We start from the raw sequence: 24,592 nt of genomic DNA, 5'->3' as shown, positions 1-24,592 counted from the left end.
ACTTTCAAGTACATCACTATGTACTTTTGAAGTAACGTTAGATTTATCACAAAAACACATGTAACGATTGTTAGTTACATTTTTAAAAGAGAAATACTATCATTACTCAACTTTGTATTTTTCAAAAAATCTTCACGGCTGAAGCAAGATTCTAAAATCGCATTTTTGGTGGCTCTGCTGACGTTACAAGTTAATTAAGAGGTTTCTTTCGTTTTATGTTTAGGATACTCGTTACTTAGTGAATAAGAAACTCATATTGTTTCGCATCCAAACACCTACGGCATCACATCGATCTACAGCATCTACATAGTTCAGTAATAGCGAGTAATCAATGATTGAAAGATCTTCTTTAGTCTGCTGAAAACGGATCTCACCATCTTTAACACTAATTACGAAAGATGGTGTGTAATAGAATTTAGCACCATCAACATTTTCAATGATCACCTCACTGATTAACTTTTGTTCTTTCTTCTTATTCTCTATAAAAAGGACATGCCTTTTCAGCTCGTTCTGCTTGTAGATAATGTCAATTGTGTAAAAATTGCCGTTACGCTTTAGACGAATATTAGAAACAATCTTGTTAAGTTCATTCTCATAACGTGTGCGTATGTCGACGTTATTCACATTATATAATTCAGTAACGTTAACATCCTGTAGTACTGGCACATCTACTTGTACTGTAGCTAATGAAGCCTGTCGTGCTAACAATCTCTCTAATTCTGATTTAGCATCATCGAGTTCTTCACGCATTTCAAAAGATATAGGCTTACCAGTACTTTTACGGCGTTCAATACCATTTTCATAGTTAGTGATCTGATCCTTAACTTGATCAATCTGGATACGCAATACTTCTATTTCAGGATTAAATTCCTGCTCCTTAATTACAGTACTAAGATCGATCCCTAACAAATGTTCTACAACAAAACGTTCTACCGTTTCATATGTCATAGCTTTATTTTCACAAAGTCCATCACGTTCATTGAGACAACGGATGTATCTATATTCCTCAATTTTGGGATCGCCTTTCTTTGGTGTACGTTTAGCACGAACCACATTATGATACATTGGACCGCCACATTCAGTACAACGTGCGATACCACTAAACAAATTACTTTTAATCAGTACTTCTTCCTGTCCATCTTTCTTCACGGTAACACGTCCAGCATTAGGACGACGAGACTTTAGCAATTCCTGTACTAATTCAAATTCTTCTTCATTAATCACTACAGGGTACACATCCATATCGTACTTTTTCTGAGTTACTGGATTTTCAATATCATCATGGTTACGGATGATTTCTGAAATGAAAATCTTACCTGTTACACGGCGATTAGTAAGAATCTTATGGACAAGTTCACCAGTCCACGGACGATTAAATTTATATTGCTCACCTTCTTTCCTTTGAAGTTGTTTAGCAATAGTTGGACATCCCATGCCAGTTTGATAAAGAGAAAAAATCTCTTTAACTACTGCCGCTTTATGATTAAGTACATACTTATCATTTTCTACTTCGATCCATTGAGGACGCTTATTAGTTACAATAGTACCTTTGTTAAATGCGTGTTCGCGTTTCTTCGCCCAACCTTTACGAATACGATCACTTTTATACTTAGATTCATCATATGCCCGTTGAGCATTCATCATCACAAAAGGTAGATCTTTAGAATTACTACGGCTGATAACTATGTTAGCCATTACATCATGAATAGCTACGTTGTGTGCCATTAGAGCATTGATGTAACCCATCACATCAAACGGGTTCTGGCGGCTAAAGCGGTCTATAGATTCCACTACCAATATAGAACTATCCCACATACCATTACGTACTTGTTCCATCCATGCCCCTAACTCACCCTCTGAGATGTTTAAACCCTTAAAGGCTGAGACACCTTGATCCGATAGTACTACTGGGGCTGGATCATCCATTTCCGCACAAATGCCAGTACGCTCTAAGTAGCCTTCTAATAGTTCTGCTTGGCGTGCGATGCCTGACCCGTCAAGCTGCTGATCGGAGCTAACACGGTGATACACAAAGACTTTTTTCATGTGCAACCTTCTATTTTTTGTTTGTATAAGCATAACACACTTGTATGATTATCAGGCAAAAAGAGTGATCGAGTCCGATCCCCTGCCGGTACCTCAAGCTCTGCAATTGATTGATTTGCTCAATGAGCATGACGTTCACGGCTTGATGTACGTCGACGATGCGATGCTTTACGAACGCCCTACCGGGCATGTGATCCGCACCAGCAACTGGGCACTGACGTTGCCAGAAGCTCAGCGCCCTGTCTTTACTCAGGTCCCCTCTTTGCGCCAGGCGGCTGAAGAGGTCAACGCTATCTGGAAGTTTGCGCTGACGGATGAGGACACCGCCAAGTTGAACGAATTTGCCAAACACGTCGAGCAAACGCTGGGTCTGGAATGCGAATGGTCGTGGCACGATCAGGTCGATATTGCCCGCAAAGGCAACAGTAAAGGAAAGCGCCTGACGCAGTTTGTCGAGTCGCAGGGCGGGTCCATGCAGGATGTCATTGCCTTTGGCGATAATTACAACGACATCAGCATGCTGGAAGCGGCGGGAACGGGCGTGGCAATGGGCAATGCAGACGATGCGGTCAAAGCACGGGCCAACATCGTCATCGGCGACAACACCACCGACAGCATCGCGCAGTATATTTACACCCACCTGCTGTAATCAGGTCGTGATAGAAACGCTCTTGATCTGCGCGTAAAGCCACAGGCCAGGTTTGATACCTAACTCATCTCTGGCCCACGGGCTGATACGCGCCCAAAGCGTTTTACTGCCCACTTCAAGCTGCACCTCTACCTGCCCATTGTCATCAAGACACTGCGCAACTTTGGCACGCAGAATATTACGGATACTGGTTTGCAGCGGCGGCTGTAGCACCAGCGACACGTCCGATGCCTGAATACGGATACGCAGCGCGGATTGCAGCGGCTTGTCGATCTTATTCACCCACAGATGCTGATCGCCCAGCGCCAGCGCGGTCATCGCATAGTGCGGATGATGTTCCAGCACGCTCACTTTCAGGATGCTGCTCTGCTGCTCTTTCGGCAACCACGGGTGCATCACGCTGCTGCCCCAGACCTCCTCCAGATTGCCAAAGGCTTTGACGCTGCCGTTTTCCAGCACCAGCACTTTGTCCGCCAGATGCAAAATCTCATCCAGGGAATGGCTGACGTAGAGCATCGGAATATTGATTTCGCGGGCCAGACGCTGGAGGTATGGCAGTAGCTCACGCTTGCGGGGAATATCAAGCGAGGCCAGCGGTTCATCCAGCAATAGCAGTTCGGGCGCGGTTAACAGGGCACGACCCATCGCCACGCGCTGTTTTTCACCGCCTGAGAGCGACGACGGCAGGCGTTCCAGAAGATCTTCAATGCCCAGCAACGCCACCAGCTTATCAAACTGTCCGGCCATGCTTTTCGCCATGCCGTAGCGCAGATTGCCGCGCACCTTGTAATGCGGAAAGAGTCGAGCATCCTGGAACACATAGCCAATTCGACGCTTTTCAGGGGCCAGATGAATCTTTTTTTCGACGTCGCTAAGTACACGATCGTTAAGCACAATCCGGCCCGTTTGCGGACGCGTCAAGCCGCTAATGGCGTTGATCAACGAGGTTTTACCAGCACCTGATACGCCAAAAACTGCGGTGATGCCGCTCGCGGGGAGCGTTTCGTTTAGCGTCAGGCAGTGGCTTCCCAGCGTCTGGGTGAAGTTAAGTTCCAGCATGATTATTTCCCCATCCGCTCACGGCTGAGTCGCGCCAGCCATTCAGAAATCAGCAGCGATACCAGCGCCAGGACGATAGAGAGAATACACAGCCGCGCGGCAGCACTTTCACCGCCCGGCGTTTGAATCAGGGTATACATTGCTGACGGGATAGTGCGGGTTTCGCCAGGGATGTTAGACACGAAGGTAATGGTTGCACCAAATTCGCCAAGCGAACGGGCAAAAGCCAACACCGTACCGACAATAATCCCCGGTAACGTCAACGGCAAGGTGATGGTTAAGAACACGCGCCAGCGTCCGGCACCCAGCGTGCGCGCGGCCTGCTCCAGTTTGATATCCACCCCTTCCAACGCAAGGCGAATGGCCCGCACCATCAGCGGGAACGACATTACCGCCGCAGCCAGTACCGCACCGCGCCAGCTAAATGCAAACGTCAGACCAAACCAGTCATATAACCATTGGCCGATAAAACCGCGTCGCCCCATAGCAATCAGCAACAGATAACCGACCACTACAGGCGGCAACACGAGGGGAAGATGCAGCACACTGTCGAGTAGGGCTTTGCCTGGAAACTGGCAGCGAACCAGCAGCCAGGCGAAGAAGATCCCAAAGGGCAAACTAAAGACAACCGCCAGGGATGAGACTTTTAGGCTCAGCAGCACCGCCTGCCATTCAGGATCCGTCAATATCATTAGTGAGTCGTAAATCCATAACGTTTAAAGATTGCAGACGCTTGCGGCCCCTTCAGGTAGTCATAGAAGGCGCTGACCGTTGCATTTTTATGTCCATCGATGATGGCAATCGGGTATTCGACTTTCTTGTGAGAGTCTTCCGGGAAGGTGCCAACAACTTTCACCCCTTTACCGGCAACGGCGTCAGAGCCATAAACGATACCCAGTGGAGCTTCATTACGTTCTACCAGCGCCAGCGCACCGCGCACGTCTTCGGCAGGAGCCAGTTTCGGTGACAGCGTATCCCACGCCCCCAGTTTTTGTAGTGCTTCTTTTGCGTAAATCCCCGCTGGCACGTGATCCGGATCGCCCACCGCCAGACGACCCTCCTTCAGCAGGGTGGTCCAGTTAGTCTCTTTATTGATAGTGAATTCGCCCTGCGCACTGGCTTTAGGTGCCACAACGACCAGGCTATTGCCGAGCAGCGTTTCACGCGTTGCCGTATCGATAGATTTTTTCTCTACGGCATAATCCATCCATTTCTGATCGGCAGAAATAAACAGATCGGCAGGCGCGCCCGCTTCAATCTGGCGGGCCAGAGTCGACGAGGACGCAAACGAAGAGACGACATCGACATTTTTCTCTTTTTTGTATTGCGCCGCAATGTCCTGCATGGCGTTGGTCAGCGACGCTGCCGCAAAGACCGTGATTTTTGCTTCGTCTGCGAACGCATGTCCGGTGAGCGAAAGCGTCAGTGTTGCCCCGGCGAAAAGGCGTAACCATTTACGTGCCATTTTTAACTCCTGTGAGTGTCGTTATATACAAATAAATATAACGACAACGGTAGGGATAACCTAGCGTTAAATCGTACCGATTAATGAGTAAACGAAATGGCTATAGAATAAATATCGGCGGGAGTGGGAAAAACTTAAGGGCAAAACGCCCGGACTGACCGGGCGTTTTGAAGGAAATCAATGCTGCTTTTTAGGCTGGTCTTTGTGACCGATGTTCGAAAACAGGTTGAACAACTCACCTAAGCCGTAGATGGCGCCGAGGATGATGGCCATCACTACGGGTACCATGATCACGGCGAATACCAGACTCTTCAACAACTCTAACATGGTTTTCTCCAGACATTGTGAATAGCGTATTCTACTCTGAAAGATGAGAAATACATCCCCTTTTGTGCGGTACCCTTTGCGCACCAGGGCATTTGGTCCACAATACACTTTTTGCCAGGACTTTGTTATGCAGGCCGAAATTCTCCTTACCCTTCGACTTCAGCAGAAGCTTTTCGCCGATCCGCGACGCATCGCCCTGCTTAAACAAATAGAACAGACGGGTTCAATTAGCCAGGGAGCTAAGAACGCCGGTATCAGCTATAAAAGTGCATGGGATGCCATCAATGACATGAACACCCTCAGCGAACAGACGCTGGTCGACAGAGCAACGGGTGGCAAGGGTGGCGGCGGCGCAGTATTAACCCGCTACGGTTTGCGTCTGATCCAGCTTTACGACCTGCTGGCACAGATTCAGCAGAAAGCCTTTGACGTGTTAAGCGATGACGATGCCCTCCCCCTCGACAGCCTGCTGGCGGCCATTTCCCGCTTCTCATTGCAAACCAGCGCGCGCAACCAATGGTTCGGAACCGTTACCGCTCGCGATAACTCTCAGGTTCAGCAGCATGTCGATATTATTCTGGCCGATGGAACCACGCGTCTGAAAGTGGCGATTACCGCGCAAAGCGGCGAGCGACTCGGGCTGGATGAAGGCAAAGAGGTGCTGGTGTTGCTCAAAGCGCCGTGGGTGAATATCACGCGTGATGCTGAACAGGCAAGAGCTGCCGATAATCAACTGCGCGTAAAAATTAGCCATATTGAGCGTGGCGACGAGCAATGTGAAGTGCTGATGGCCTTGCCGGATGGTCAAACGCTATGTGCCACCGTGCCGACGGCGAGCGCGACGGATTTAGAAGAAGGCGCGGACGTGACGGCATATTTTAATGCCGACCGGGTGATTATCGCCACGTTATGCTAAGCGCATTGACAAATTTGGCGACAGTCGGTATCCCTGAGACATATTGCTGCAAAAAACGGGATAACACATGTCATCATTGCATATTTCGCAAGGCACGTTTCGTCTTAGCGACACACGCACATTAGATCTTGCGGATTTAACCTTACGCGCTGGCGAAAGCTGGGCTTTTGTCGGCACTAACGGGAGCGGCAAGTCTGCCCTCGCCCGCGCGCTGGCGGGTGAACTCACCCAGCTTAAGGGCGAACGCCAGTGCAGCTTTTCACGCCTGACTCGGCTCTCCTTCGAACAACTGCAAAAACTGGTCAGCGACGAGTGGCAACGTAATAACACCGACCTGCTCAGTCCGGGTGAAGAAGACACGGGCCGCACCACGGCTGAAATCATCCAGGACGAGAAAAAAGATCCCATCCGTTGCCAACACCTGGCCGAACAGTTTGGTATTGCAGGCCTGTTGGATCGTCGTTTCAAATATCTTTCAACCGGTGAAACCCGCAAAACATTGTTGTGTCAGGCTCTGATGAACGAGCCAGAACTGTTGATTCTGGATGAACCGTTCGACGGGCTTGACGTCCAGTCCCGCGCGCAGCTGGCGTTGCTATTAGCCGATTTGAATCAGCAAGGTTATACCCTGGTTCTGGTGTTGAACCGTTTCGATGAGATCCCTGATTTTGTGCAGTTTGCCGGCGTGCTGGCAGATTGCGCGTTGACCGAAACCGGCGAGAAAAACGCCTTGTTACAGCAGACGCTCATTGCGCAGCTGGCCCACAGTGAAAAGCTGGATGGCATCGCGCTCCCGGAGCCTGATGCACCTTCGGCGCGTCATGGTTTAGCCCCCGACCAACCCCGTATTGAGTTAATTAACGGCGTCGTTTCCTATAACGACAGGCCCATTCTCAATCAGCTGAGCTGGACGGTGAATCCCGGCGAACACTGGCAAATTACCGGCCCTAACGGTGCGGGAAAATCCACGCTGCTTAGCCTGATCACGGGCGATCACCCGCAGGGATACAGCAACGATCTGACGCTGTTTGGCCGCCGTCGCGGCAGTGGCGAAACCATCTGGGATATTAAAAAGCATATCGGTTATGTCAGCAGCAGCCTGCACCTCGACTATCGCGTCAGCACCACCGTGCGTAACGTCATTTTGTCCGGTTATTTCGACTCCATCGGCATATACCAGGCCGTCTCGGACAAGCAGCATAAGCTGGCGCAGCAGTGGCTGGATATTCTCGGAATGGGTAATCGCGTGGCTGATGTGCCGTTTCATAGCTTGTCCTGGGGACAGCAACGGCTGGCGTTAATCGTCCGTGCGCTGGTCAAACACCCGACGCTGTTGATTCTGGATGAACCGCTTCAGGGGCTGGATCCGCTCAATCGTCAGCTGATCCGTCGTTTTGTGGATGTCCTGATTGGCGAAGGCGAAACGCAGCTGCTGTTTGTTTCACACCATGCGGAGGACGCCCCGTCCTGCATCACCCACCGCCTTGAGTTTGTCCCGGAAGACAACCGCTACGGCTACGTATTAAGCGACCTGCGTTAATATCAAAAGGGGGTGCGCCCCCTTTTCAGATAACCTGCATCAATACTTCCCTATCTCTTTGATTTAGAATGTCCTCAAAGGTCAAAAAAACAGGTTTTAAAATCAGTGTAACCGATTCCACTATTTTATCCCATGTCACACTTTTCACGTCTCTGTTATGCTATGGTTATTACATACCATAAGCCTAATGGAGCGAAATATGCGAGTTCTGGTAACAGGTGGTAGCGGTTACATTGGAAGTCATACCTGTGTGCAACTGCTGCAAAATGGCCACGACGTCATCATCCTCGACAATCTGTGCAACAGTAAGCGCAGCGTGCTGTCGGTGATCGAGCGCCTTGGCGGAAAACAACCCATGTTTGTGGAAGGTGACATCCGCAACGAAGCGTTGATGACCGAAATTCTGCACGACCACGCTATCGATACGGTGATCCACTTTGCTGGCCTGAAAGCCGTCGGCGAATCGGTGGCCAAACCGCTTGAATACTACGATAACAACGTCAACGGTACGCTGCGTTTAATCTCCGCTATGCGCGCCGCCAACGTGAAGAACTTCATCTTCAGCTCCTCCGCCACCGTCTACGGCGACCAACCCAAAATCCCTTACGCCGAAAGCTTCCCGACCGGTACGCCGCAAAGCCCGTACGGTAAAAGCAAGCTGATGGTGGAGCAAATTCTGGCCGACCTGCAAAAAGCGCAGCCAGAGTGGAGCATCGCCCTGCTCCGTTACTTCAACCCGGTTGGCGCGCATCCGTCAGGCGATATGGGTGAAGATCCGCAAGGTATTCCTAACAATCTGATGCCGTACATCGCCCAGGTCGCCGTCGGTCGTCGCGATTCGCTGGCGATTTTTGGCAACGATTATCCAACCGAAGATGGCACCGGCGTACGTGACTACATCCACGTCATGGATCTCGCTGACGGCCACGTTGCCGCGATGCAACAACTGGCAGGCAAGCCTGGTGTACATATTTATAATCTCGGCGCAGGCGTTGGCAGCAGCGTACTGGACGTGGTTAACGCGTTCAGCAAAGCCTGCGGTAAGCCAGTGGCGTATCACTTCGCCCCGCGCCGCGATGGCGATCTCCCGGCTTACTGGGCAGATGCCAACAAAGCCGATAAAGAGCTGAACTGGCGTGTTACCCGCACGCTCGATGAAATGGCACAAGATACCTGGCACTGGCAGTCACGCCATCCGCAGGGCTATCCGGACTAAGGATCCGTCATGACGCAATTTAATCCCGTCGATCACCCGCATCGGCGTTTTAACCCATTAACCGGGCAATGGATTTTAGTTTCACCGCATCGCGCTAAGCGCCCGTGGCAAGGAGCGCAAGAAACCCCTGCTCAACAAACGTTGCCACAGCACGATCCTGACTGCTTCCTGTGCCCGGGCAATACTCGCGTAACCGGTGATAAAAATCCCGATTACAAAAGCACTTACGTATTCACTAACGATTTCGCGGCGCTGATGACCGACACGCCAAACGCGCCGGAAAGTGACGACCCGCTGATGCGCTGTGAAAGCGCGCGCGGCACCAGTCGCGTGATTTGCTTCTCGCCGGATCACAGCAAAACGCTGCCGGAGCTGAGCCTTGATGCGCTGAAGGATGTGATCACCACCTGGCAGGAACAGACTGCCGAGCTGGGTCAGACCTATCCGTGGGTGCAGGTGTTCGAAAACAAAGGCGCGGCGATGGGCTGTTCAAACCCGCATCCGCATGGACAGGTATGGGCGAACAGCTTCATGCCTAATGAAGTCGAGCGTGAAGACCGACTGCAAAAAACCTATTTCGCTGAACAGCAGTCCGCCATGTTGTTGGACTACGTCCAGCGTGAGATGGCGGACGGTAGCCGTACCGTTGTAGAAACCGAGCACTGGCTGGCGGTCGTGCCGTATTGGGCGGCGTGGCCATTCGAAACGCTGCTGCTGCCTAAAGCGCATGTGCTACGCATTACCGATTTGAGTGATGCACAACGTGATGATTTAGCCCTGGCGCTGAAAAAGCTGACCAGTCGCTATGACAATCTGTTCCAGTGCTCCTTCCCGTATTCCATGGGCTGGCACGGTGCGCCGTTTACTGGCGAAGACAATCAGCACTGGCAGTTACATGCCCATTTCTATCCGCCGCTGCTGCGTTCTGCGACGGTACGTAAGTTTATGGTGGGCTACGAAATGCTGGCGGAAACCCAGCGTGACCTGACGGCAGAACAAGCGGCAGAACGTCTGCGCGCCGTCAGCGATGTTCATTACCGCGAATCAGGAGTCTAAAAATAATGAGTCTGAAAGATAAAACACAATCCCTGTTTGCTGAAAAATTTGGCTACCCTGCCACCCATGCGATTCAGGCGCCAGGCCGCGTGAATCTGATCGGCGAACACACCGATTATAACGACGGTTTCGTGCTGCCTTGCGCTATCGATTATCAGACTGTCATCAGTTGTGCAAAACGCGACGATCGCACGGTGCGCGTGATTGCTGCCGACTACGATAATCAGTCTGACGAGTTTTCTCTCGACGCGCCGATTGTGGCCCACGATACCCAGCAGTGGTCTAACTATGTTCGCGGCGTGGTGAAACACCTGCAACAGCGTGCTAAAAATATCGGCGGTGCGGATCTGGTGATTACCGGCAACGTGCCTCAGGGCGCAGGCTTAAGCTCATCGGCATCGCTGGAAGTGGCGGTCGGTACCGTCTTCCAACAGCTTTATCATCTGCCGTTGGATGGTGCGCAAATCGCGCTGAATGGTCAGGAAGCAGAGAACCAGTTTGTCGGCTGTAACTGCGGCATCATGGATCAGTTGATCTCTGCTCTGGGCAAGAAAGAACACGCACTGCTGATCGACTGCCGCTCGCTCGGGACCAAAGCGGTTTCCCTGCCAAAAGGCGCGGCGGTGGTGATAATCAACAGTAACTTCAAACGCACGCTGGTGGGCAGTGAGTACAACACACGCCGCGAGCAGTGCGAAACCGGCGCGCGTTTCTTCCAGCAACCTGCGCTGCGCGATGTATCGCTCAACGAATTCAACAAGGTGGCTCACGAGCTAGACCCCATCGTGGCAAAACGCGTTCGTCACGTGCTGACCGAAAATGCCCGTACCGTTGAAGCCGCATCAGCGCTTGAAAAAGGCGACCTGAAACGCATGGGCGAATTGATGGCAGAATCTCACGCTTCTATGCGCGATGATTTTGAAATCACCGTGCCGCAGATAGATACCCTGGTAGAAATTGTCAAAGCAGCAATTGGCGATCAGGGCGGTGTGCGTATGACCGGTGGCGGTTTCGGCGGCTGTGTGGTCGCCCTGATTCCGGAAGCACTGGTCTCCACCGTTCAGGAAGCCGTCGCTCAGCAGTATGAAGCAAAAACCGGCATCAAAGAGACCTTCTACGTGTGCAAACCTTCACAAGGAGCGGGACAGTGCTAAACGAAACGCCAACCCTCGCACCGGATGGCCTGCCGTATCGCCTGTTAACCCTGCGCAACCGCGCGGGGATGGTGGTGACGGTCATGGACTGGGGCGCGACATTACTTTCCGCTCGTGTTCCCATGCCTGATGGCAGCGTGCGTGAAACCCTGCTCGGCTGCGCATCGCCAGAGCAGTACGTTAACCAGGCCGCGTACCTTGGCGCATCCGTGGGGCGTTACGCCAACCGCATCGCCAAAAGCCAATTTTCGCTGGACGGCGTGCAGTATCCTTTGCTGCCAAGCCAGGGTGAAAACCAACTGCACGGCGGTCCGGAAGGGTTTGATAAGCGTCGCTGGCAGATTGTTCAGCAGAACGACTGCGAAGTGCAGTTCGCGCTGGAATCCATCGATGGCGATCAGGGATTCCCGGGTAATCTTACGGCGTCGGCCCGCTTCACGCTGACGGAAGATAACCGTATCGCTATCGAATATCGCGCCACGGTAGACAAGCCTTGCCCGGTTAATATGACCAACCACGCCTACTTCAATCTTGACGGCAATCAGTGCGACATCCGCAATCACAAGCTGCAAATTCTGGCGGATGAGTATTTGCCGGTTGATGAAATGGGCATACCGTCCGCAGGCCTGAAGTCGGTGAACGGTAACAGCTTTGATTTTCGCATGACGAAAAGCATCGCCCAGGATTTTTTGAGCGATGATGACCAGCGCAAAATGAAAGGCTATGACCACGCGTTTCTGCTACAGGCGAAAGGCGATATCCATCAGCCCGCCGCGCAGGTGTGGTCAGCGGACGAAAAGTTGCAGATGACGGTTTACACCACCGCCCCTGCCCTACAGTTTTACTCCGGTAACTATCTGGGCGGCACACTCGCACGCGAACATGATGAGTACACCGACTGGCAAGGTCTGGCGCTGGAAAGCGAGTTTTTGCCGGACAGTCCGAATCATCCCGAGTACCCGCAGCCTGACTGCATTTTACGACCAGGCAATACGTACATCAGCCTGACGGAATATCACTTCATTCCGCGTTAAGACCTCGCCCTCCTTTGGAGGGCTTTTTTTTGCGCATCTTGCTGAAAATAACGCCTTTCAACGACAAATCATAACCTGCGATTCACAAGCATCTTACACTGGGCCACTATTTTCGCTATGGTTATGGTTAAGCGTTGCCGATGGTACGGTCACGGCAATATAATGAGAATTGTTATCATTCAAAATGCTTGAGGAGTAAGATATGGCTGTAACTAAGCTGGTTCTGGTGCGCCACGGCGAAAGTCAGTGGAACAACGAAAACCGCTTTACCGGTTGGTATGATGTTGACCTGTCCGAAAAAGGCGTAAGCGAAGCAAAAGCAGCGGGTAAATTGCTGAAGGCCGAAGGCTTCAGCTTTGATTTTGCTTATACCTCTGTGCTGAAACGTGCCATCCACACTCTGTGGAACGTTCTGGACGAGCTGGATCAGGCGTGGCTGCCGGTTGAAAAATCCTGGAAACTGAACGAGCGTCACTACGGTGCGCTGCAGGGTCTGAACAAAGCTGAAACCGCCGAAAAATACGGTGACGAGCAGGTTAAACAATGGCGTCGCGGCTTCGCCGTCACGCCACCAGAGCTGACCAAAGACGACGAGCGTTATCCGGGCCACGACCCACGCTATGCAAAACTGACCGATGCAGAGCTGCCACAGACTGAAAGCCTGGCGCTGACCATCGATCGTGTTGTGCCTTACTGGAATGAAACCATTCTGCCACGCCTGAAAAGCGGTGAGCGCGTGATCGTTGCGGCTCACGGTAACTCCCTGCGTGCGCTGGTGAAGTTCCTGGACAACATGGGCGAAGACGAGATTCTTGAGCTCAACATCCCAACGGGCGTGCCGTTGGTGTATGAGTTTGATGAAAACTTCCAGCCGATCAAACGTTACTATCTGGGCAACGCTGACGAAATCGCTGCAAAAGCGGCGGCGGTAGCAAACCAGGGTAAAGCGAAGTAACTGTTCGCCAGATGTAAAAAAAGCGTGGAGCAATCCACGCTTTTTTATTGCTCGGTAAAAGCTAGCCGCGGCGAGCTTTTACCGCATTCGCCAACTGATGCAGGATCGTTTCGGTATCTTCCCAGCCGATACATGCATCGGTTACGCTTTTTCCGTAAACCAGCGGCTCGCTGCCTTCCAGATTCTGGTTCCCTTCTACCAGATGGCTTTCAATCATCACGCCAATCACGGCCTTCTCGCCGTTTGCAAGCTGCTCGCAAACGTCTGCCCCAACTTCCATCTGCTTTTTAAATTGCTTGCTGGAGTTGGCATGGCTGAAATCGATCATCACTTGCGCAGATAAACCCGATTTTTCGAGGCCTGATTTCACTTCCGCGACGTGTTGAGCACTGTAGTTAGGCTCTTTACCACCGCGCAGGATAATGTGGCAGTCGCCGTTACCGCTGGTATTCACAATGGCAGAGTGGCCCCACTTGGTCACAGACAGGAAGCAATGTGGTGCGCCAGCAGCGTTAATCGCATCGATAGCGACTTTGATAGTGCCATCGGTACCATTTTTGAACCCTACCGGACAGGAAAGGCCAGAAGCCAGCTCGCGGTGTACCTGCGACTCCGTGGTACGCGCACCAATCGCGCCCCAGCTCATCAGGTCTGCGAGGTATTGCGGGGTGATCATATCCAAAAACTCGCCGGCCGCCGGTAATCCACTGTCGTTAATGTCGAGCAGCAGTTTACGCGCAATACGCAGACCGTCGTTTATCTGGTAACTGTTGTCCATATGCGGATCGTTAATCAGCCCTTTCCAGCCTACCGTGGTACGCGGCTTTTCAAAATAGACGCGCATCACCACTTCCAGCTCCCCTTTGAGTGCTTCACGCAGCGTCAACAGACGCGCGGCATACTCTTTTGCGGCGGCAGGATCGTGGATAGAGCAGGGTCCAATCACCACTAGCAGACGATCGTCATTACCCTTCAGGATTTTGTGAATCGCTTTGCGTGCATGAGAAACGGTGTTCGCTGCATTTTCGGTGGCGGGGAATTTTTCAAGGAGCGCGACAGGCGGTAATAACTCATTGATCTCTTTAATACGTAAATCGTCATTCTGATAATTCATGTTCGTTCCAGCGTTGGCATAACTTTAGTAATGAATGCAATGCTTTCAATCTAACTTGTTGGCCATAACGTGTAAACGGGATTTTACACTCCGCACGGATAATTCCTGGAATTACGCTAATAAACGCCACAAAGTAGCGAAAAGCGAGATGTAACCTACACTTTTTAAAGGTAACCACTCTGTTTATATGTTTTAACGTGATTCTATTCTGACTTAACGCCAGATATTGGAATCTTTCACCACTGAGCGAAACCCTCTTTCGCTTATGCACTGTTGGACGAAGTTATCCAGCAAATAACAACCAGAACAGGAGCAACATGATGAAAATGACTAAACTGGCAACTCTTTTCCTGACAGCAACCTTGACGATGGCAAGCGGTGCAGCACTGGCGGCCGATACTGCTGGGTCCGACAGCAACGGTCAGGCGAATGCCGCCGCTAATGCAGGCCAGGTCGCACCTGATGCAAAAGATAACATTGCGCCAAATAATGTTGATAACAACAATATCAACTCGGGTAGCGGGACAATGCTGCACCCGAACGGCACGGATTCAGGCACCATGAATCACGACGGCATGACCAAAGATGAAGTGCACAAAAATTCGATGTGCAAAGATGGCAAATGCCCGGACATCAACAAGAAAGTTGGAACCGGTGATGGCAGTAATAACGATGTCGACACCAAAACTGACGGTACAACCCAATAACGGTTTGCCCGCTTCTGAATAAATTGAGGAGAGCTGATGCTCTCCTTTCTTTTTTGTGCAAAATGTTAAAAACTCAAAGCTGACAAAGATAATAAATCAGGACATCTTGTATGGCGCACACACATTCTCATTCGGATTCTCCCAGGGATGAAAACGCAAAACGCCTGATGCTGGCTTTTGGCATCACGGCAACCTTTATGGTCGTTGAGGTGATCGGTGGACTTATTTCGGGTTCGCTGGCGCTGCTGGCAGACGCGGGGCATATGCTTACCGATGCTGCGGCCCTGCTTTTCGCTTTAATCGCCGTTCAGTTTGCTCGTCGTCCCCCCAATGCGCGTCACACCTTTGGCTGGCTTCGCCTCACCACCCTCGCCGCTTTCGTCAATGCTATTGCGCTGGTCGTGATTACCCTTTTGATCGTCTGGGAGGCTTTCCAGCGATTTCAGCACCCGCAACCCATTGCCGGAAGGACGATGATGGTGATTGCCGTCGCCGGGCTAGTTGCCAACATTCTGGCATTCTGGATTCTGCATCGCGGCAGCGCAGAGAAAAATCTCAACGTACGTGCGGCAGCGCTGCATGTACTGGGCGATTTGCTGGGTTCGGTCGGGGCTATCGTGGCGGCGCTGGTGATTATCTATACGGGCTGGACGCCGATCGATCCGATTCTGTCGGTCCTGGTCTCCTGTCTGGTGCTACGTAGCGCCTGGCGGCTGTTAAAGGAGAGCGTGAATGAGCTGTTAGAAGGCGCGCCCGCTGCGCTGGATATTCCTGCCCTGAAACGTAATTTGAATCGTTCGATTCCCGAAGTGCGTGACGTCCACCATGTTCACGTCTGGCAGGTAGGCGAGAAACCGGTCATGACGCTCCACGTGCAGGTCATTCCACCGCACGATCATGATGCACTGCTGGGACGTATCCAGCACTTCCTAAAACATCATTACGCTATTTCACATGTCACTATTCAGATGGAGTATCAGCCCTGCAAAGGGCCTGACTGCCATCTCAATGAGACGCAGCCCGGCCATTCACATCATCACCATCATTAACGGGAAAGCGCGCGAGAGCCACGCTCACGCGCGCTATTCATCCACATCCGACTGCCGTTCAACGCAATGAAGGTCAGGATCAGATATTCCAGTGACATGGCATATACCCCCTGAAGTGCAAATATCACCACGCTGATAACGTTGATGATGACCCACAACAGCCAGTTCTCGACATATTTGCGGGTCATGAGAATCATCGCTGCGATCGACAGCACCATCATGCATGAATCCCAGAACGGGAACGCATCGGGCTGTAGCTCAGGCATCGTGACGTTTAAACCCAGGCTCGACATGACCGACACGGCGATACGCGTCAGGAAACCGAAGACGGGATTAATATAAATCGTCATAAAGCCAATCGCTACAACGCAGGCCGCAAGCCAGGCTATTGCCTTCGGCAAGGATAACCAGCGAATCTGTAATTCCGCTTCCTGCTGGTTGTTCTGACGCGACCAGGCATACCAGCCATAAATATTTGCAGCGAAGAAGAACAGTTGCAGGAGCAAGCTGGCGTAAAGCTGAATCTGGAAGAAGATGATGGCAAACAGCGTGACGTTGATCAGTCCGAACGCGTAGTTGCTGATTTTCTCAAGGCTTGCAAGCCAGATACAGAGCAGGCCAGCCAACGTTCCGATAGCTTCTATCCATGACAAGTCATAGCCGCCAGCACCGATTGGTATGTGAACCAGGATATTCTGCGTGCTAAAAAAATCCATCTTTTCCCCAGAGCGTCGTATTACGCGTTATTTAATCAAGAACGTAGTGTAGTCGCAAATTCCAGCATACGGTTAAGCGGAACTAACGCCCCTTCACGCAGGGCGGCATCGACATGGATTTCATGTGCTGCTCCGCCGGACTCCAGCCCTTCTGCAATCGCTTTCAGACCGTTCATTGCCATCCACGGGCAATGAGCACAGCTGCGGCAGGTGGCCCCTTCCCCGGCTGTCGGTGCTTCGAACAACTCTTTATCCGGCACGGCCTGCTGCATCTTGTAAAAAATGCCGCGGTCGGTGGCGACGATCAGTTTCTTTTGAGGCAGGGTCTTTGCAGCATTGATGAGCTGGCTGGTTGAACCGACCGCATCTGCCATATCCACGATGGCCTGTGGTGATTCCGGATGAACCAGAATCGCCGCTTCCGGATAAAGCGCCTTCATGCGTGCCAGCGCCTGGGTCTTGAACTCGTCGTGAACGATGCAGGCTCCCTGCCAGCAAAGTACATCGGCACCCGTTTGTTTTTGCACGTAGCTACCCAGATGCTTATCCGGTGCCCAGATAATTTTCTGACCCAAGCTATCAAGATGCTCAATTAACTCAACGGCAATACTGGACGTGACAACCCAATCCGCGCGCGCTTTAACGGCGGCAGAGGTATTGGCGTAAACCACCACGGTTCTGTCAGGGTGAGCGTCGCAAAAGGCGCTGAACGCGTCGATGGGGCAACCCAGATCCAGAGAGCACTCAGCGTTAAGAGTTGGCATCAGGATGGTTTTTTCCGGGCTTAAAATCTTTGCCGTTTCACCCATAAAGCGAACGCCCGCCACCAGTAACGTTGACGCAGAATGTTTAGCGCCAAAACGCGCCATCTCCAGAGAATCCGAGATACACCCGCCCGTCTCCTCCGCCAGTTGCTGGATCTCAGGATCGGTGTAGTAATGCGCCACCATCACGGCATCACGCTCCTTGAGCAGGCGCTTGATTTTTTCGCGATAGAAATGCTTTTCGTCCTGATTCAACGGAACAGGTTTCGGAGGGAAGGGATAGATTGCCGCTTCTGGATCGAACATCACACTCATAATGGCTTCTCGTTTTACTGGCTTAACATTTTGCCATTCATTTGCGTTGCATCGCAAAGATGATAGCAATTGTGTTTTATATACTAAACAAGATAGCGAATTTGAAAAGAAATGTCACAGGAAATGGATAGCAAAAAGGCGCCTTTAGGGCGCCTTTTTACATTGGTGGGTCGTGCAGGATTCGAACCTGCGACCAATTGATTAAAAGTCAACTGCTCTACCAACTGAGCTAACGACCCCTTGCGGGATTTACTTCAATTTTTTATTCAGGCTGGTGGGTCGTGCAGGATTCGAACCTGCGACCAATTGATTAAAAGTCAACTGCTCTACCAACTGAGCTAACGACCCATTCGGGTGTTGCCTGAATATTTATTCGGTACCAATAATTAAATTGGTGGGTCGTGCAGGATGACTCGGCTTCGCCTCGCCCTTCGGGCCGTTGCTGATGCAACGCTATCCTTCACGCTTAACATCCGAATCAGATGTTAAATTGGTGGGTCGTGCAGGATTCGAACCTGCGACCAATTGATTAAAAGTCAACTGCTCTACCAACTGAGCTAACGACCCAAATGGTGGGTGATGACGGGCTCGAACCGCCGACCCCCTCCGTGTAAAGGAGGTGCTCTACCAACTGAGCTAATCACCCATGTACTACCGAAATCTTTTAGTGGTGGGTCGTGCAGGATTCGAACCTGCGACCAATTGATTAAAAGTCAACTGCTCTACCAACTGAGCTAACGACCCACTATTTGTGCCGCTTCTGGGGTGTTTGATATCCCTTGGCAACGGCGGCATATATTACTGATTTAAGAATTGAGCGCAACAAAAATTTCGATACAGATCACTTAACTGCTTACGAATCATGCGGCACGACCAGAAATAACGCAATTTCTGGTCATGCGACGGTCATCCCATCGAACCAAGACGTTTTTGCGCTTGTTTCGCACCTTCGGTGCCTGGGTACTTACTGACCACCTGCTGGAATACTGCCTTGGCTTTCGCAGTATCACCTTTGTCCTGCATGATAACGCCGACTTTGAACATCGCGTCCGGAGCTTTTGATGATTTCGGGTAATTTTTCACCACAGAGGCAAAATAAAACGCCGCATCATCTTTTTTACCCTTGTTGTAATTCAACTGACCGAGCCAGTAATTAGCATTTGGCTGATAGGTTGAATCCGGGTACTTCTTCACGAAGTTCTGAAACGCCGCTATAGCGTCGTCCTGACGCGATTTGTCCTGCACCAGGGCAATTGCTGCGTTGTAGTCAGTATTCGCGTCACCGCTCTGTACAGGCGCACCTGTGGAGGCTGACGCGTCTGCTGCTGGCGCTGGGGTTGCTGTCGCCGCCCCACTTTGATCGCCCGCCGCCGGTTGTGCCGCTGCACCACCGCTACCTAAGCTGTCGATCTGCAGCAAAATCTGCTTCTGACGTTCGACAACCTGATTTAACTGATACTGACTTTCCTGGATTTGGCCACGAAGCGAATCAATGTCATTTTGGTTATCGGAAAGCTGCTGCTGGAGTTGAGTTAAAAGCTGACTGTGAGCGTTAGAAATACGCTCAAGTTGAGTGACGCGGTCTTCGACCGAGCCTGAGCCGACACTACTGATTGGCGCCTGAGCAAAAGCGGCCCAGGGGGCCGCTATGCCAACCAGTAACGACAGACTCAATAGTTGATGTCTGAAGTTACTGCTCATGCAATTCTCTTAGTAAACCAGTACGGCACGACGGTTTTTGGAGTAAGCCGCTTCGTCGTGACCCAGTACTGCAGGTTTTTCTTTACCGTAAGAAACGATAGAGATCTGGTCAGCAGAAACGCCTTTACCCTGCAGGTACATTTTAACGGCGTTTGCACGACGTTCACCCAGGGAGATGTTGTACTCAGGAGTACCACGTTCGTCAGCATGACCTTCTACGGTGACTTTGTAAGACGGGTTGCTACGCAGGAAGTTTGCGTGAGCGTCCAGCATCGCAGCGAAGTCAGAACGGATGTCATACTTGTCCAGATCGAAGTAAACAATGTTGTTCTGCTGCAGCTGCTGCATCTGAAGACGAGCTTGTTCTTCAGAAGACATGTTGCCGCTACCGTTAGCGTCCATACCAGTACCAGCGCCCATCATGCCTTCGCCGCTCTGGTCGTTGCTTGCGTTCTTGTTAGAAGAACACGCTGCGATTGCCATGACAGGCAGAGCGATCATCAGCCCCTTCAGCACTTTGTTCAGTTGCATTTCTAAGATTCCTTTAGTAATCAATTAATTATTATTTAGAGATACGGCGACCAGGCAGGTGATTTTACCTGTCCATCAGTAGCCGGAAGACGCGCTTTGAAACGCCCATCTGTAGAAACCAGATTCAGCACGGATCCCATCCCCTGAGAAGAGCTGTAGATTACCATAGTGCCGTTAGGTGCCAGACTTGGCGTTTCGTCCAGGAACGTTGACGACAAAATTTGTACGCCACCCGCTACCAGATCTTGTTTGGCAATGTGCTGCTGACCACCAGCTGTACTCACCATTACCATAGTTTTACCGTCGCTGCTTACATCAGCATCCTGGTTCTGTGAACCTTCCCAGGTAATACGCTGCGGTGCACCGCCGTTGACGTTAACTTTATAAACCTGTGGACGACCTGCCTGGTCAGACGTAAAGGCCAGATTCTGGCTGTCCGGGAACCAGGTCGGCTCCGTGTTGTTACTGCGACCATCGGTCACCTGACGAATCTGACCAGAACCAATGTCCATAACATACAGGTTCAGGCTGCCTGTTTTAGACAGGGCAAACGCCAGTTTGGAGCCATCCGGAGAGAATGCTGGTGCACCGTTGTGACGCGGGAAAGACGCAACCTGACGCACTGCACCGTTAGACAATGTCTGGATGACCAGCGCAGAACGGCCGCTTTCGAAGGTAACATAAGCCAGTTTAGAACCGTCAGGAGACCACGCCGGGGACATCAGCGGTTGCGGTGAGCGGTGTACGGTGAACTGGTTGTAGCCGTCATAGTCAGAAACGCGCAGTTCATAAGGGAACTGACCGCCATTGGTCTGAACGACGTAGGCGATACGGGTACGGAAAGCGCCTTTAATTCCGGTCAGCTTCTCGAACACTTCATCACTCGCCGTATGGCCCGCATAGCGCAGCCATTGCTTGTTCACCTTATAGGTGTTCTGTGCCAGAACGGTACCAGGCGCACCGCCGGTATCCACCAGTTGGTAAGCAACGGTGTACCCACCATCTGGGTTAGGAGTGACTTGACCTACGACAACAGTATCAATACCCAGCGCAGACCATGCAGCGGGTTGAACTTCTTGCGCAGTACCCGGCTGCTGAGGCAGACGTGAACGGTCTAATGGATTGAATTTACCGCTGTTGCGTAAGTCAGCGGCAACAATGCCGCCAACGTCTTCAGGAGCAGCACCAGGGCCTGCCCACTGGAACGGAACAACGCCGATCGGACGCGCCGAGTCCACCCCTTGGGTGATCTCGATACGCACTTCTGCGTGCAGCACGGCTGCCCACAGCATAAAGAAACTCACTACTACGCGTAATGCCTGCTTCATCATATCTCCCTTATCTGAGTAACATTACCCACGATAATTTAGCAGAATGTTAACAAACTCAAATAAACAAAACTACTCGTACCTGGCGACTAACCCTGGTCTATTTTCCCCGATTTGCACAGGTAAATATGACTTAAGGTTTGAAATCCATTGGCGCGTTTTTGAAAGTCTCATAGATCCCGTCGCTTGGAGGTTTCGGGAATTTAGACATTCGATTTGTTGCTGCAAGCATAGCCTGGCAAAATGCCGGATCGCCTGCCTCAACTTTGGCATTTAATAAAGATCCATCACGAGCTAACTGGATACGCAAGGTACAAACTTTACCCTGATACGTTCCCCAGTCATGCAGGTAATTCTTAATTGCGGCTTGAACCTGCGAGCCGTAATCATTGATCTCCCCTTGAGATGGACCGCTTTTCTTATTATTTCCAGGGCCTGCAGAGGCAGCACCGCCTGATTTCGGCGCATTCTTACCGGAGCTCAGGTCACCAAAAAGGTCGTCAACATCGGATGCAGCGGCCTTCTTAGCGGCGGCAGCCTTAGCGGCAGCGGCTTTTTCAGCGGCGGCAGCTTTCTTGTCCGCAGCAGCCTTCTCAGCGGCGGCAGCTTTCTTATCCGCAGCAGCCTTCTCAGCAGCGGCAGCTTTTTCAGCAGCAGCCTTCTCAGCAGCAGCCGCTTTCTTCGCAGCATCAGCAGTGGCTTTTTTCTCTGCTTCTTGAGCGGCTTTCTTAGCGGCTTCAGCCTCAGCTTTCTTCTGAGCATCGGCTGCAACTTTCTTAGCAGCTTCTGCTTCGGCTTTTTTCTGTGCATCCGCAGCCGCTTTCTTCACGGCTTCTGCTTCAGCAACTTTTTGCGCATCGGCAGCTGCTTTCTTCGCGGCATCGGCAGCTTGTTTCGCCTGAGCGTCAGCCTTCGCTTTTGCATCTGCTGCAGATTTGGCGGCCGCCTCTTCTGCTTGCTTCTGCTGCTCCTGCGCTTTCTTCGCCGCGTCCTCAGCCTGTTTCTGCTGATCCGCCTGCTCTTTCACTGCTTCCTGCGCCTGCAAACGTTCTTTCTCAAGCTGCTTTAGACGCTCCTGCTCCGCGGCCTGCTTTTCACGCAGCTCCTCGACTTGCTGTTGCGCCTGCTTATCACGCTGCTCTTCAGCACGTTTCGCACTCGACTGCTGTTGTTGCTGACGATTATAGTTTTGCACTACCGCGCCGGGATCCACCATGACGGCGTCAATGGAGGAACCTCCACCGCCACCAGCTGATGCATCGATGTGCTCATCGAACGAACTCCAGATCAGTGCTGCAAAGAGAATCACGTGCAGCACTGCGGAGACAATTATCGCTCGCTTAAGCTTGTCGTTCTGTTCGGTTGCCTTTGACACTATCGGTTCCCAAAAACTACGCAGATGATCAAATAGGCTGAGTCATTAAGCCAACCGACTTAACGCCCGCACTATGTAGCAAGTTCAGCGCTTTAATAATTTCATCGTAAGGCACGTCTTTCGCCCCGCCGATCAGGAAGACCGTTTTCGGGTCCGCTCCCAAACGTCGCTGCGCTTCAGCAATAACCTGCTCAGGCGGAAGCTGATCCATACGATCTTTTTCGACTACCACGCTGTACTGCCCCACGCCGGAAACCTCAATGATAACCGGTGGATTATCATTGGAGCTCACAGCCTGTGACTCTGTCGCATCCGGCAGATCGACTTCGACGCTTTGAGTAATGATCGGCGCCGTCGCCATAAAGATCAGCAGCAATACTAGCAGTACGTCGAGCAGCGGAACGATGTTGATTTCGGACTTGAGTTCACGACGACCTCGTCCACGCGATCTGGCCATGGTTTACCCCTTGTTACTCTCGGTGCTGGTAAACGCCTGGCGGTGCAGAATCGCGGTGAACTCTTCCATAAAGTTGTCGTAGTTCAGTTCCAGTTTGTTCACGCGCTGATTCAGGCGGTTGTATGCCATAACGGCTGGGATTGCTGCGAACAGACCAATCGCGGTCGCGATCAGTGCCTCTGCAATACCCGGAGCAACCATTTGCAACGTCGCCTGTTTTACCGCGCCAAGCGCGATAAAGGCGTGCATGATCCCCCACACGGTACCAAACAGACCGATATACGGGCTGATGGAACCCACAGTGCCGAGGAAAGGAATATGGTTTTCAAGCGTTTCCAGTTCACGGTTCATGGAAATGCGCATCGCACGCGCGGCACCTTCAACAACCGCTTCTGGCGCATGGTTATTAGCGCGATGCAGCCGAGCGAACTCTTTGAAACCGCTATAAAAGATTTGTTCGGAGCCTGCAAGGTTCTCACGGCGTCCCTGGCTTTCCTGATACAAACGAGAAAGCTCGATGCCAGACCAGAACTTATCTTCAAAGGCTTCCGCTTCACGAGTGGCAGCATTGAGGATACGCGTTCTCTGGATAATGATGGCCCAGGATGCGATTGAAAAACCAATTAAAATGAACATGATAAGTTTAACCAGAAGGCTAGCCTTCAGGAACAAATCAAGGATATTCATGTCAGTCACTGCTTAAACTCCGCGACAATAGACTTAGGAAGCGCACGAGGCTTCATAATGAGTGGATCAACACAAACAATCAGTACTTCTGCTTCGTTCAGTACCGTGTTCTCTGCATTGACGATCCGCTGCGTGAAAACCAGCGAGGTTCCGCGCATAGATGTTATTTCCGTTTGGACTTCGAGCATATCGTCGAGTCTGGCGGGTGCAAAATATTCCAGCGTCATCTTGCGAACCACAAAGGCAACTCGCTCAGCCAACAAAACCTGCTGGCTAAAATGATGATGGCGCAGCATCTCAGTGCGTGCACGTTCATAAAAAGCAACGTAGCTGGCGTGGTAAACCACCCCACCGGCGTCAGTATCTTCGTAGTAGACCCGAACCGGCCATCGAAACAGCGTTGTATTCACTTTACATCCTGGTAATGCAAC

Annotated in this window: 24 protein-coding genes, 5 tRNA genes and 1 pseudogene; 10 read left to right on the top strand and 20 right to left on the bottom strand. The window is 51.5% G+C overall.

Annotated elements, in window-relative coordinates; translation table 11 throughout:
• Positions 1–231 precede the first annotated feature (231 nt).
• Complete coding sequence (locus AC6EMZ_RS02425; RefSeq protein ID WP_180252079.1) at positions 232–2,046, bottom strand: recombinase family protein; 1,815 nt, start codon at positions 2,044–2,046, stop codon at positions 232–234.
• A 31-nt stretch (positions 2,047–2,077) separates the two neighbouring features.
• Here AC6EMZ_RS02425 and AC6EMZ_RS02420 point away from each other — a divergent pair.
• Positions 2,078–2,695, top strand: a pseudogene (locus AC6EMZ_RS02420) (pyridoxal phosphatase); the annotation flags it as partial.
• Here the strand turns inward: AC6EMZ_RS02420 and modC are convergent.
• The 4 genes from modC to AC6EMZ_RS02400 all read right to left on the bottom strand — a co-directional run bounded on the left by modC (position 2,696) and on the right by AC6EMZ_RS02400 (position 5,546).
• Complete coding sequence (gene modC / locus AC6EMZ_RS02415) at positions 2,696–3,754, bottom strand: molybdenum ABC transporter ATP-binding protein ModC (protein WP_498400806.1); 1,059 nt, start codon at positions 3,752–3,754, stop codon at positions 2,696–2,698.
• A 2-nt stretch (positions 3,755–3,756) separates the two neighbouring features.
• Positions 3,757–4,446, bottom strand: coding sequence for a molybdate ABC transporter permease subunit (gene modB / locus AC6EMZ_RS02410; protein ID WP_498400805.1), 690 nt, complete (start codon positions 4,444–4,446; stop codon positions 3,757–3,759).
• Positions 4,446–5,219 (bottom strand): molybdate ABC transporter substrate-binding protein, encoded by a 774-nt coding sequence (gene modA / locus AC6EMZ_RS02405; protein WP_498400804.1) that lies wholly within the window; start codon positions 5,217–5,219, stop codon positions 4,446–4,448. Before modA ends, modB begins: the two co-directional genes overlap by 1 nt.
• 177 nt (positions 5,220–5,396) lie before the next feature.
• On the bottom strand, positions 5,397–5,546 hold the full coding sequence (locus AC6EMZ_RS02400; RefSeq protein WP_498400803.1) for an AcrZ family multidrug efflux pump-associated protein: 150 nt from the start codon (positions 5,544–5,546) through the stop codon (positions 5,397–5,399).
• A gap of 127 nt (positions 5,547–5,673) precedes the next feature.
• Between AC6EMZ_RS02400 and modE the strand changes: the two genes are divergently transcribed.
• The 7 genes from modE (at position 5,674) to gpmA (ending at position 13,417) form a co-directional block, all read left to right on the top strand.
• Positions 5,674–6,462: a molybdenum-dependent transcriptional regulator gene (gene modE, locus AC6EMZ_RS02395; protein ID WP_498400802.1), complete on the top strand. Its 789-nt coding sequence runs from the start codon at positions 5,674–5,676 to the stop codon at positions 6,460–6,462.
• A gap of 67 nt (positions 6,463–6,529) precedes the next feature.
• Positions 6,530–8,002: a molybdate ABC transporter ATP-binding protein ModF gene (modF, locus tag AC6EMZ_RS02390; protein ID WP_498400801.1), complete on the top strand. Its 1,473-nt coding sequence runs from the start codon at positions 6,530–6,532 to the stop codon at positions 8,000–8,002.
• A gap of 199 nt (positions 8,003–8,201) precedes the next feature.
• On the top strand, positions 8,202–9,218 hold the full coding sequence (galE, locus tag AC6EMZ_RS02385) for a UDP-glucose 4-epimerase GalE (RefSeq protein WP_498400800.1): 1,017 nt from the start codon (positions 8,202–8,204) through the stop codon (positions 9,216–9,218).
• Positions 9,219–9,227: 9 nt separating this feature from the next.
• Complete coding sequence (gene galT / locus AC6EMZ_RS02380) at positions 9,228–10,274, top strand: galactose-1-phosphate uridylyltransferase (RefSeq protein ID WP_498400799.1); 1,047 nt, start codon at positions 9,228–9,230, stop codon at positions 10,272–10,274.
• A 5-nt stretch (positions 10,275–10,279) separates the two neighbouring features.
• A complete protein-coding gene (galK, locus tag AC6EMZ_RS02375) occupies positions 10,280–11,428 on the top strand; it encodes a galactokinase (protein WP_498400797.1) in 1,149 nt (382 codons plus the stop codon).
• On the top strand, positions 11,422–12,462 hold the full coding sequence (gene galM / locus AC6EMZ_RS02370) for a galactose-1-epimerase (RefSeq protein ID WP_498400796.1): 1,041 nt from the start codon (positions 11,422–11,424) through the stop codon (positions 12,460–12,462). Before galK ends, galM begins: the two co-directional genes overlap by 7 nt.
• Positions 12,463–12,664: 202 nt before the next feature.
• Positions 12,665–13,417, top strand: coding sequence for a 2,3-diphosphoglycerate-dependent phosphoglycerate mutase (gene gpmA, locus AC6EMZ_RS02365; RefSeq protein WP_498400794.1), 753 nt, complete (start codon positions 12,665–12,667; stop codon positions 13,415–13,417).
• A gap of 61 nt (positions 13,418–13,478) precedes the next feature.
• Here gpmA and aroG read toward each other — a convergent pair whose 3' ends face one another.
• Entirely contained in the window at positions 13,479–14,531 is a 1,053-nt protein-coding gene (gene aroG, locus AC6EMZ_RS02360; protein WP_498400793.1) for a 3-deoxy-7-phosphoheptulonate synthase AroG, read from the bottom strand.
• 320 nt (positions 14,532–14,851) lie between these two features.
• On the opposite strand from aroG, the gene AC6EMZ_RS02355 reads away from it, so the two are divergent.
• A complete protein-coding gene (locus AC6EMZ_RS02355) occupies positions 14,852–15,238 on the top strand; it encodes a YbgS-like family protein (RefSeq protein ID WP_498401461.1) in 387 nt (128 codons plus the stop codon).
• Positions 15,239–15,348: 110 nt separating this feature from the next.
• Complete coding sequence (gene zitB / locus AC6EMZ_RS02350) at positions 15,349–16,287, top strand: CDF family zinc transporter ZitB (RefSeq protein ID WP_498400792.1); 939 nt, start codon at positions 15,349–15,351, stop codon at positions 16,285–16,287.
• On the opposite strand, the gene pnuC is transcribed toward zitB, so the two are convergent.
• The 14 genes from pnuC to ybgC form a co-directional block, all read right to left on the bottom strand.
• A complete protein-coding gene (gene pnuC, locus AC6EMZ_RS02345) occupies positions 16,284–17,003 on the bottom strand; it encodes a nicotinamide riboside transporter PnuC (protein ID WP_498400791.1) in 720 nt (239 codons plus the stop codon). The genes zitB and pnuC overlap by 4 nt on opposite strands.
• 35 nt (positions 17,004–17,038) lie before the next feature.
• On the bottom strand, positions 17,039–18,082 hold the full coding sequence (gene nadA, locus AC6EMZ_RS02340; protein WP_498400790.1) for a quinolinate synthase NadA: 1,044 nt from the start codon (positions 18,080–18,082) through the stop codon (positions 17,039–17,041).
• A 163-nt stretch (positions 18,083–18,245) separates the two neighbouring features.
• Positions 18,246–18,321: transfer RNA gene (locus tag AC6EMZ_RS02335), tRNA-Lys, on the bottom strand.
• Positions 18,322–18,354: 33 nt separating this feature from the next.
• Positions 18,355–18,430 (bottom strand) — tRNA-Lys (locus AC6EMZ_RS02330).
• A 143-nt stretch (positions 18,431–18,573) separates the two neighbouring features.
• Positions 18,574–18,649: transfer RNA gene (locus AC6EMZ_RS02325), tRNA-Lys, on the bottom strand.
• A 3-nt stretch (positions 18,650–18,652) separates the two neighbouring features.
• Positions 18,653–18,728: transfer RNA gene (locus tag AC6EMZ_RS02320), tRNA-Val, on the bottom strand.
• Between the two features lie 22 nt (positions 18,729–18,750).
• A tRNA-Lys gene (locus AC6EMZ_RS02315) sits at positions 18,751–18,826 on the bottom strand.
• Positions 18,827–18,988: 162 nt separating this feature from the next.
• On the bottom strand, positions 18,989–19,783 hold the full coding sequence (gene cpoB, locus AC6EMZ_RS02310; RefSeq protein ID WP_498400788.1) for a cell division protein CpoB: 795 nt from the start codon (positions 19,781–19,783) through the stop codon (positions 18,989–18,991).
• 9 nt (positions 19,784–19,792) lie between these two features.
• Positions 19,793–20,314 (bottom strand): peptidoglycan-associated lipoprotein Pal, encoded by a 522-nt coding sequence (gene pal / locus AC6EMZ_RS02305; protein WP_498400787.1) that lies wholly within the window; start codon positions 20,312–20,314, stop codon positions 19,793–19,795.
• A gap of 35 nt (positions 20,315–20,349) precedes the next feature.
• Entirely contained in the window at positions 20,350–21,642 is a 1,293-nt protein-coding gene (gene tolB, locus AC6EMZ_RS02300) for a Tol-Pal system beta propeller repeat protein TolB (protein WP_498401460.1), read from the bottom strand.
• Between the two features lie 133 nt (positions 21,643–21,775).
• Positions 21,776–23,017, bottom strand: a complete 1,242-nt coding sequence (tolA, locus tag AC6EMZ_RS02295) for a cell envelope integrity protein TolA (RefSeq protein WP_498400786.1) — start codon at positions 23,015–23,017, stop codon at positions 21,776–21,778.
• Positions 23,018–23,045: 28 nt separating this feature from the next.
• Positions 23,046–23,474: a colicin uptake protein TolR gene (gene tolR, locus AC6EMZ_RS02290; protein WP_498400785.1), complete on the bottom strand. Its 429-nt coding sequence runs from the start codon at positions 23,472–23,474 to the stop codon at positions 23,046–23,048.
• Positions 23,475–23,477: 3 nt separating this feature from the next.
• On the bottom strand, positions 23,478–24,170 hold the full coding sequence (gene tolQ / locus AC6EMZ_RS02285; RefSeq protein ID WP_498400784.1) for a Tol-Pal system protein TolQ: 693 nt from the start codon (positions 24,168–24,170) through the stop codon (positions 23,478–23,480).
• Positions 24,167–24,571: a tol-pal system-associated acyl-CoA thioesterase gene (gene ybgC, locus AC6EMZ_RS02280; RefSeq protein ID WP_032617092.1), complete on the bottom strand. Its 405-nt coding sequence runs from the start codon at positions 24,569–24,571 to the stop codon at positions 24,167–24,169. Before ybgC ends, tolQ begins: the two co-directional genes overlap by 4 nt.
• Positions 24,572–24,592 lie beyond the last annotated feature (21 nt).

It is taken from the genome of Enterobacter sp. SCRI0065, assembly GCF_059766475.1.
The sequence above is the reverse complement of the archived record's forward strand: the minus strand, read 5'-3'. Positions and strand labels throughout refer to the sequence as shown.

What these genes read in the sequence shown, in the direction of transcription:
- AC6EMZ_RS02425 (WP_180252079.1), bottom strand. Translation starts at nt 2,046, where the DNA reads ATGAAAAAAGTCTTTGTGTATCACCGTGTTAGCTCCGATCAGCAGCTT.
- modC (WP_498400806.1), bottom strand. Translation starts at nt 3,754, where the DNA reads ATGCTGGAACTTAACTTCACCCAGACGCTGGGAAGCCACTGCCTGACG.
- modB (WP_498400805.1), bottom strand. Translation starts at nt 4,446, where the DNA reads ATGATATTGACGGATCCTGAATGGCAGGCGGTGCTGCTGAGCCTAAAA.
- modA (WP_498400804.1), bottom strand. Translation starts at nt 5,219, where the DNA reads ATGGCACGTAAATGGTTACGCCTTTTCGCCGGGGCAACACTGACGCTT.
- AC6EMZ_RS02400 (WP_498400803.1), bottom strand. Translation starts at nt 5,546, where the DNA reads ATGTTAGAGTTGTTGAAGAGTCTGGTATTCGCCGTGATCATGGTACCC.
- modE (WP_498400802.1), top strand. Translation starts at nt 5,674, where the DNA reads ATGCAGGCCGAAATTCTCCTTACCCTTCGACTTCAGCAGAAGCTTTTC.
- modF (WP_498400801.1), top strand. Translation starts at nt 6,530, where the DNA reads ATGTCATCATTGCATATTTCGCAAGGCACGTTTCGTCTTAGCGACACA.
- galE (WP_498400800.1), top strand. Translation starts at nt 8,202, where the DNA reads ATGCGAGTTCTGGTAACAGGTGGTAGCGGTTACATTGGAAGTCATACC.
- galT (WP_498400799.1), top strand. Translation starts at nt 9,228, where the DNA reads ATGACGCAATTTAATCCCGTCGATCACCCGCATCGGCGTTTTAACCCA.
- galK (WP_498400797.1), top strand. Translation starts at nt 10,280, where the DNA reads ATGAGTCTGAAAGATAAAACACAATCCCTGTTTGCTGAAAAATTTGGC.
- gpmA (WP_498400794.1), top strand. Translation starts at nt 12,665, where the DNA reads ATGGCTGTAACTAAGCTGGTTCTGGTGCGCCACGGCGAAAGTCAGTGG.
- aroG (WP_498400793.1), bottom strand. Translation starts at nt 14,531, where the DNA reads ATGAATTATCAGAATGACGATTTACGTATTAAAGAGATCAATGAGTTA.
- AC6EMZ_RS02355 (WP_498401461.1), top strand. Translation starts at nt 14,852, where the DNA reads ATGAAAATGACTAAACTGGCAACTCTTTTCCTGACAGCAACCTTGACG.
- zitB (WP_498400792.1), top strand. Translation starts at nt 15,349, where the DNA reads ATGGCGCACACACATTCTCATTCGGATTCTCCCAGGGATGAAAACGCA.
- pnuC (WP_498400791.1), bottom strand. Translation starts at nt 17,003, where the DNA reads ATGGATTTTTTTAGCACGCAGAATATCCTGGTTCACATACCAATCGGT.
- nadA (WP_498400790.1), bottom strand. Translation starts at nt 18,082, where the DNA reads ATGAGTGTGATGTTCGATCCAGAAGCGGCAATCTATCCCTTCCCTCCG.
- cpoB (WP_498400788.1), bottom strand. Translation starts at nt 19,783, where the DNA reads ATGAGCAGTAACTTCAGACATCAACTATTGAGTCTGTCGTTACTGGTT.
- pal (WP_498400787.1), bottom strand. Translation starts at nt 20,314, where the DNA reads ATGCAACTGAACAAAGTGCTGAAGGGGCTGATGATCGCTCTGCCTGTC.
- tolB (WP_498401460.1), bottom strand. Translation starts at nt 21,642, where the DNA reads ATGAAGCAGGCATTACGCGTAGTAGTGAGTTTCTTTATGCTGTGGGCA.
- tolR (WP_498400785.1), bottom strand. Translation starts at nt 23,474, where the DNA reads ATGGCCAGATCGCGTGGACGAGGTCGTCGTGAACTCAAGTCCGAAATC.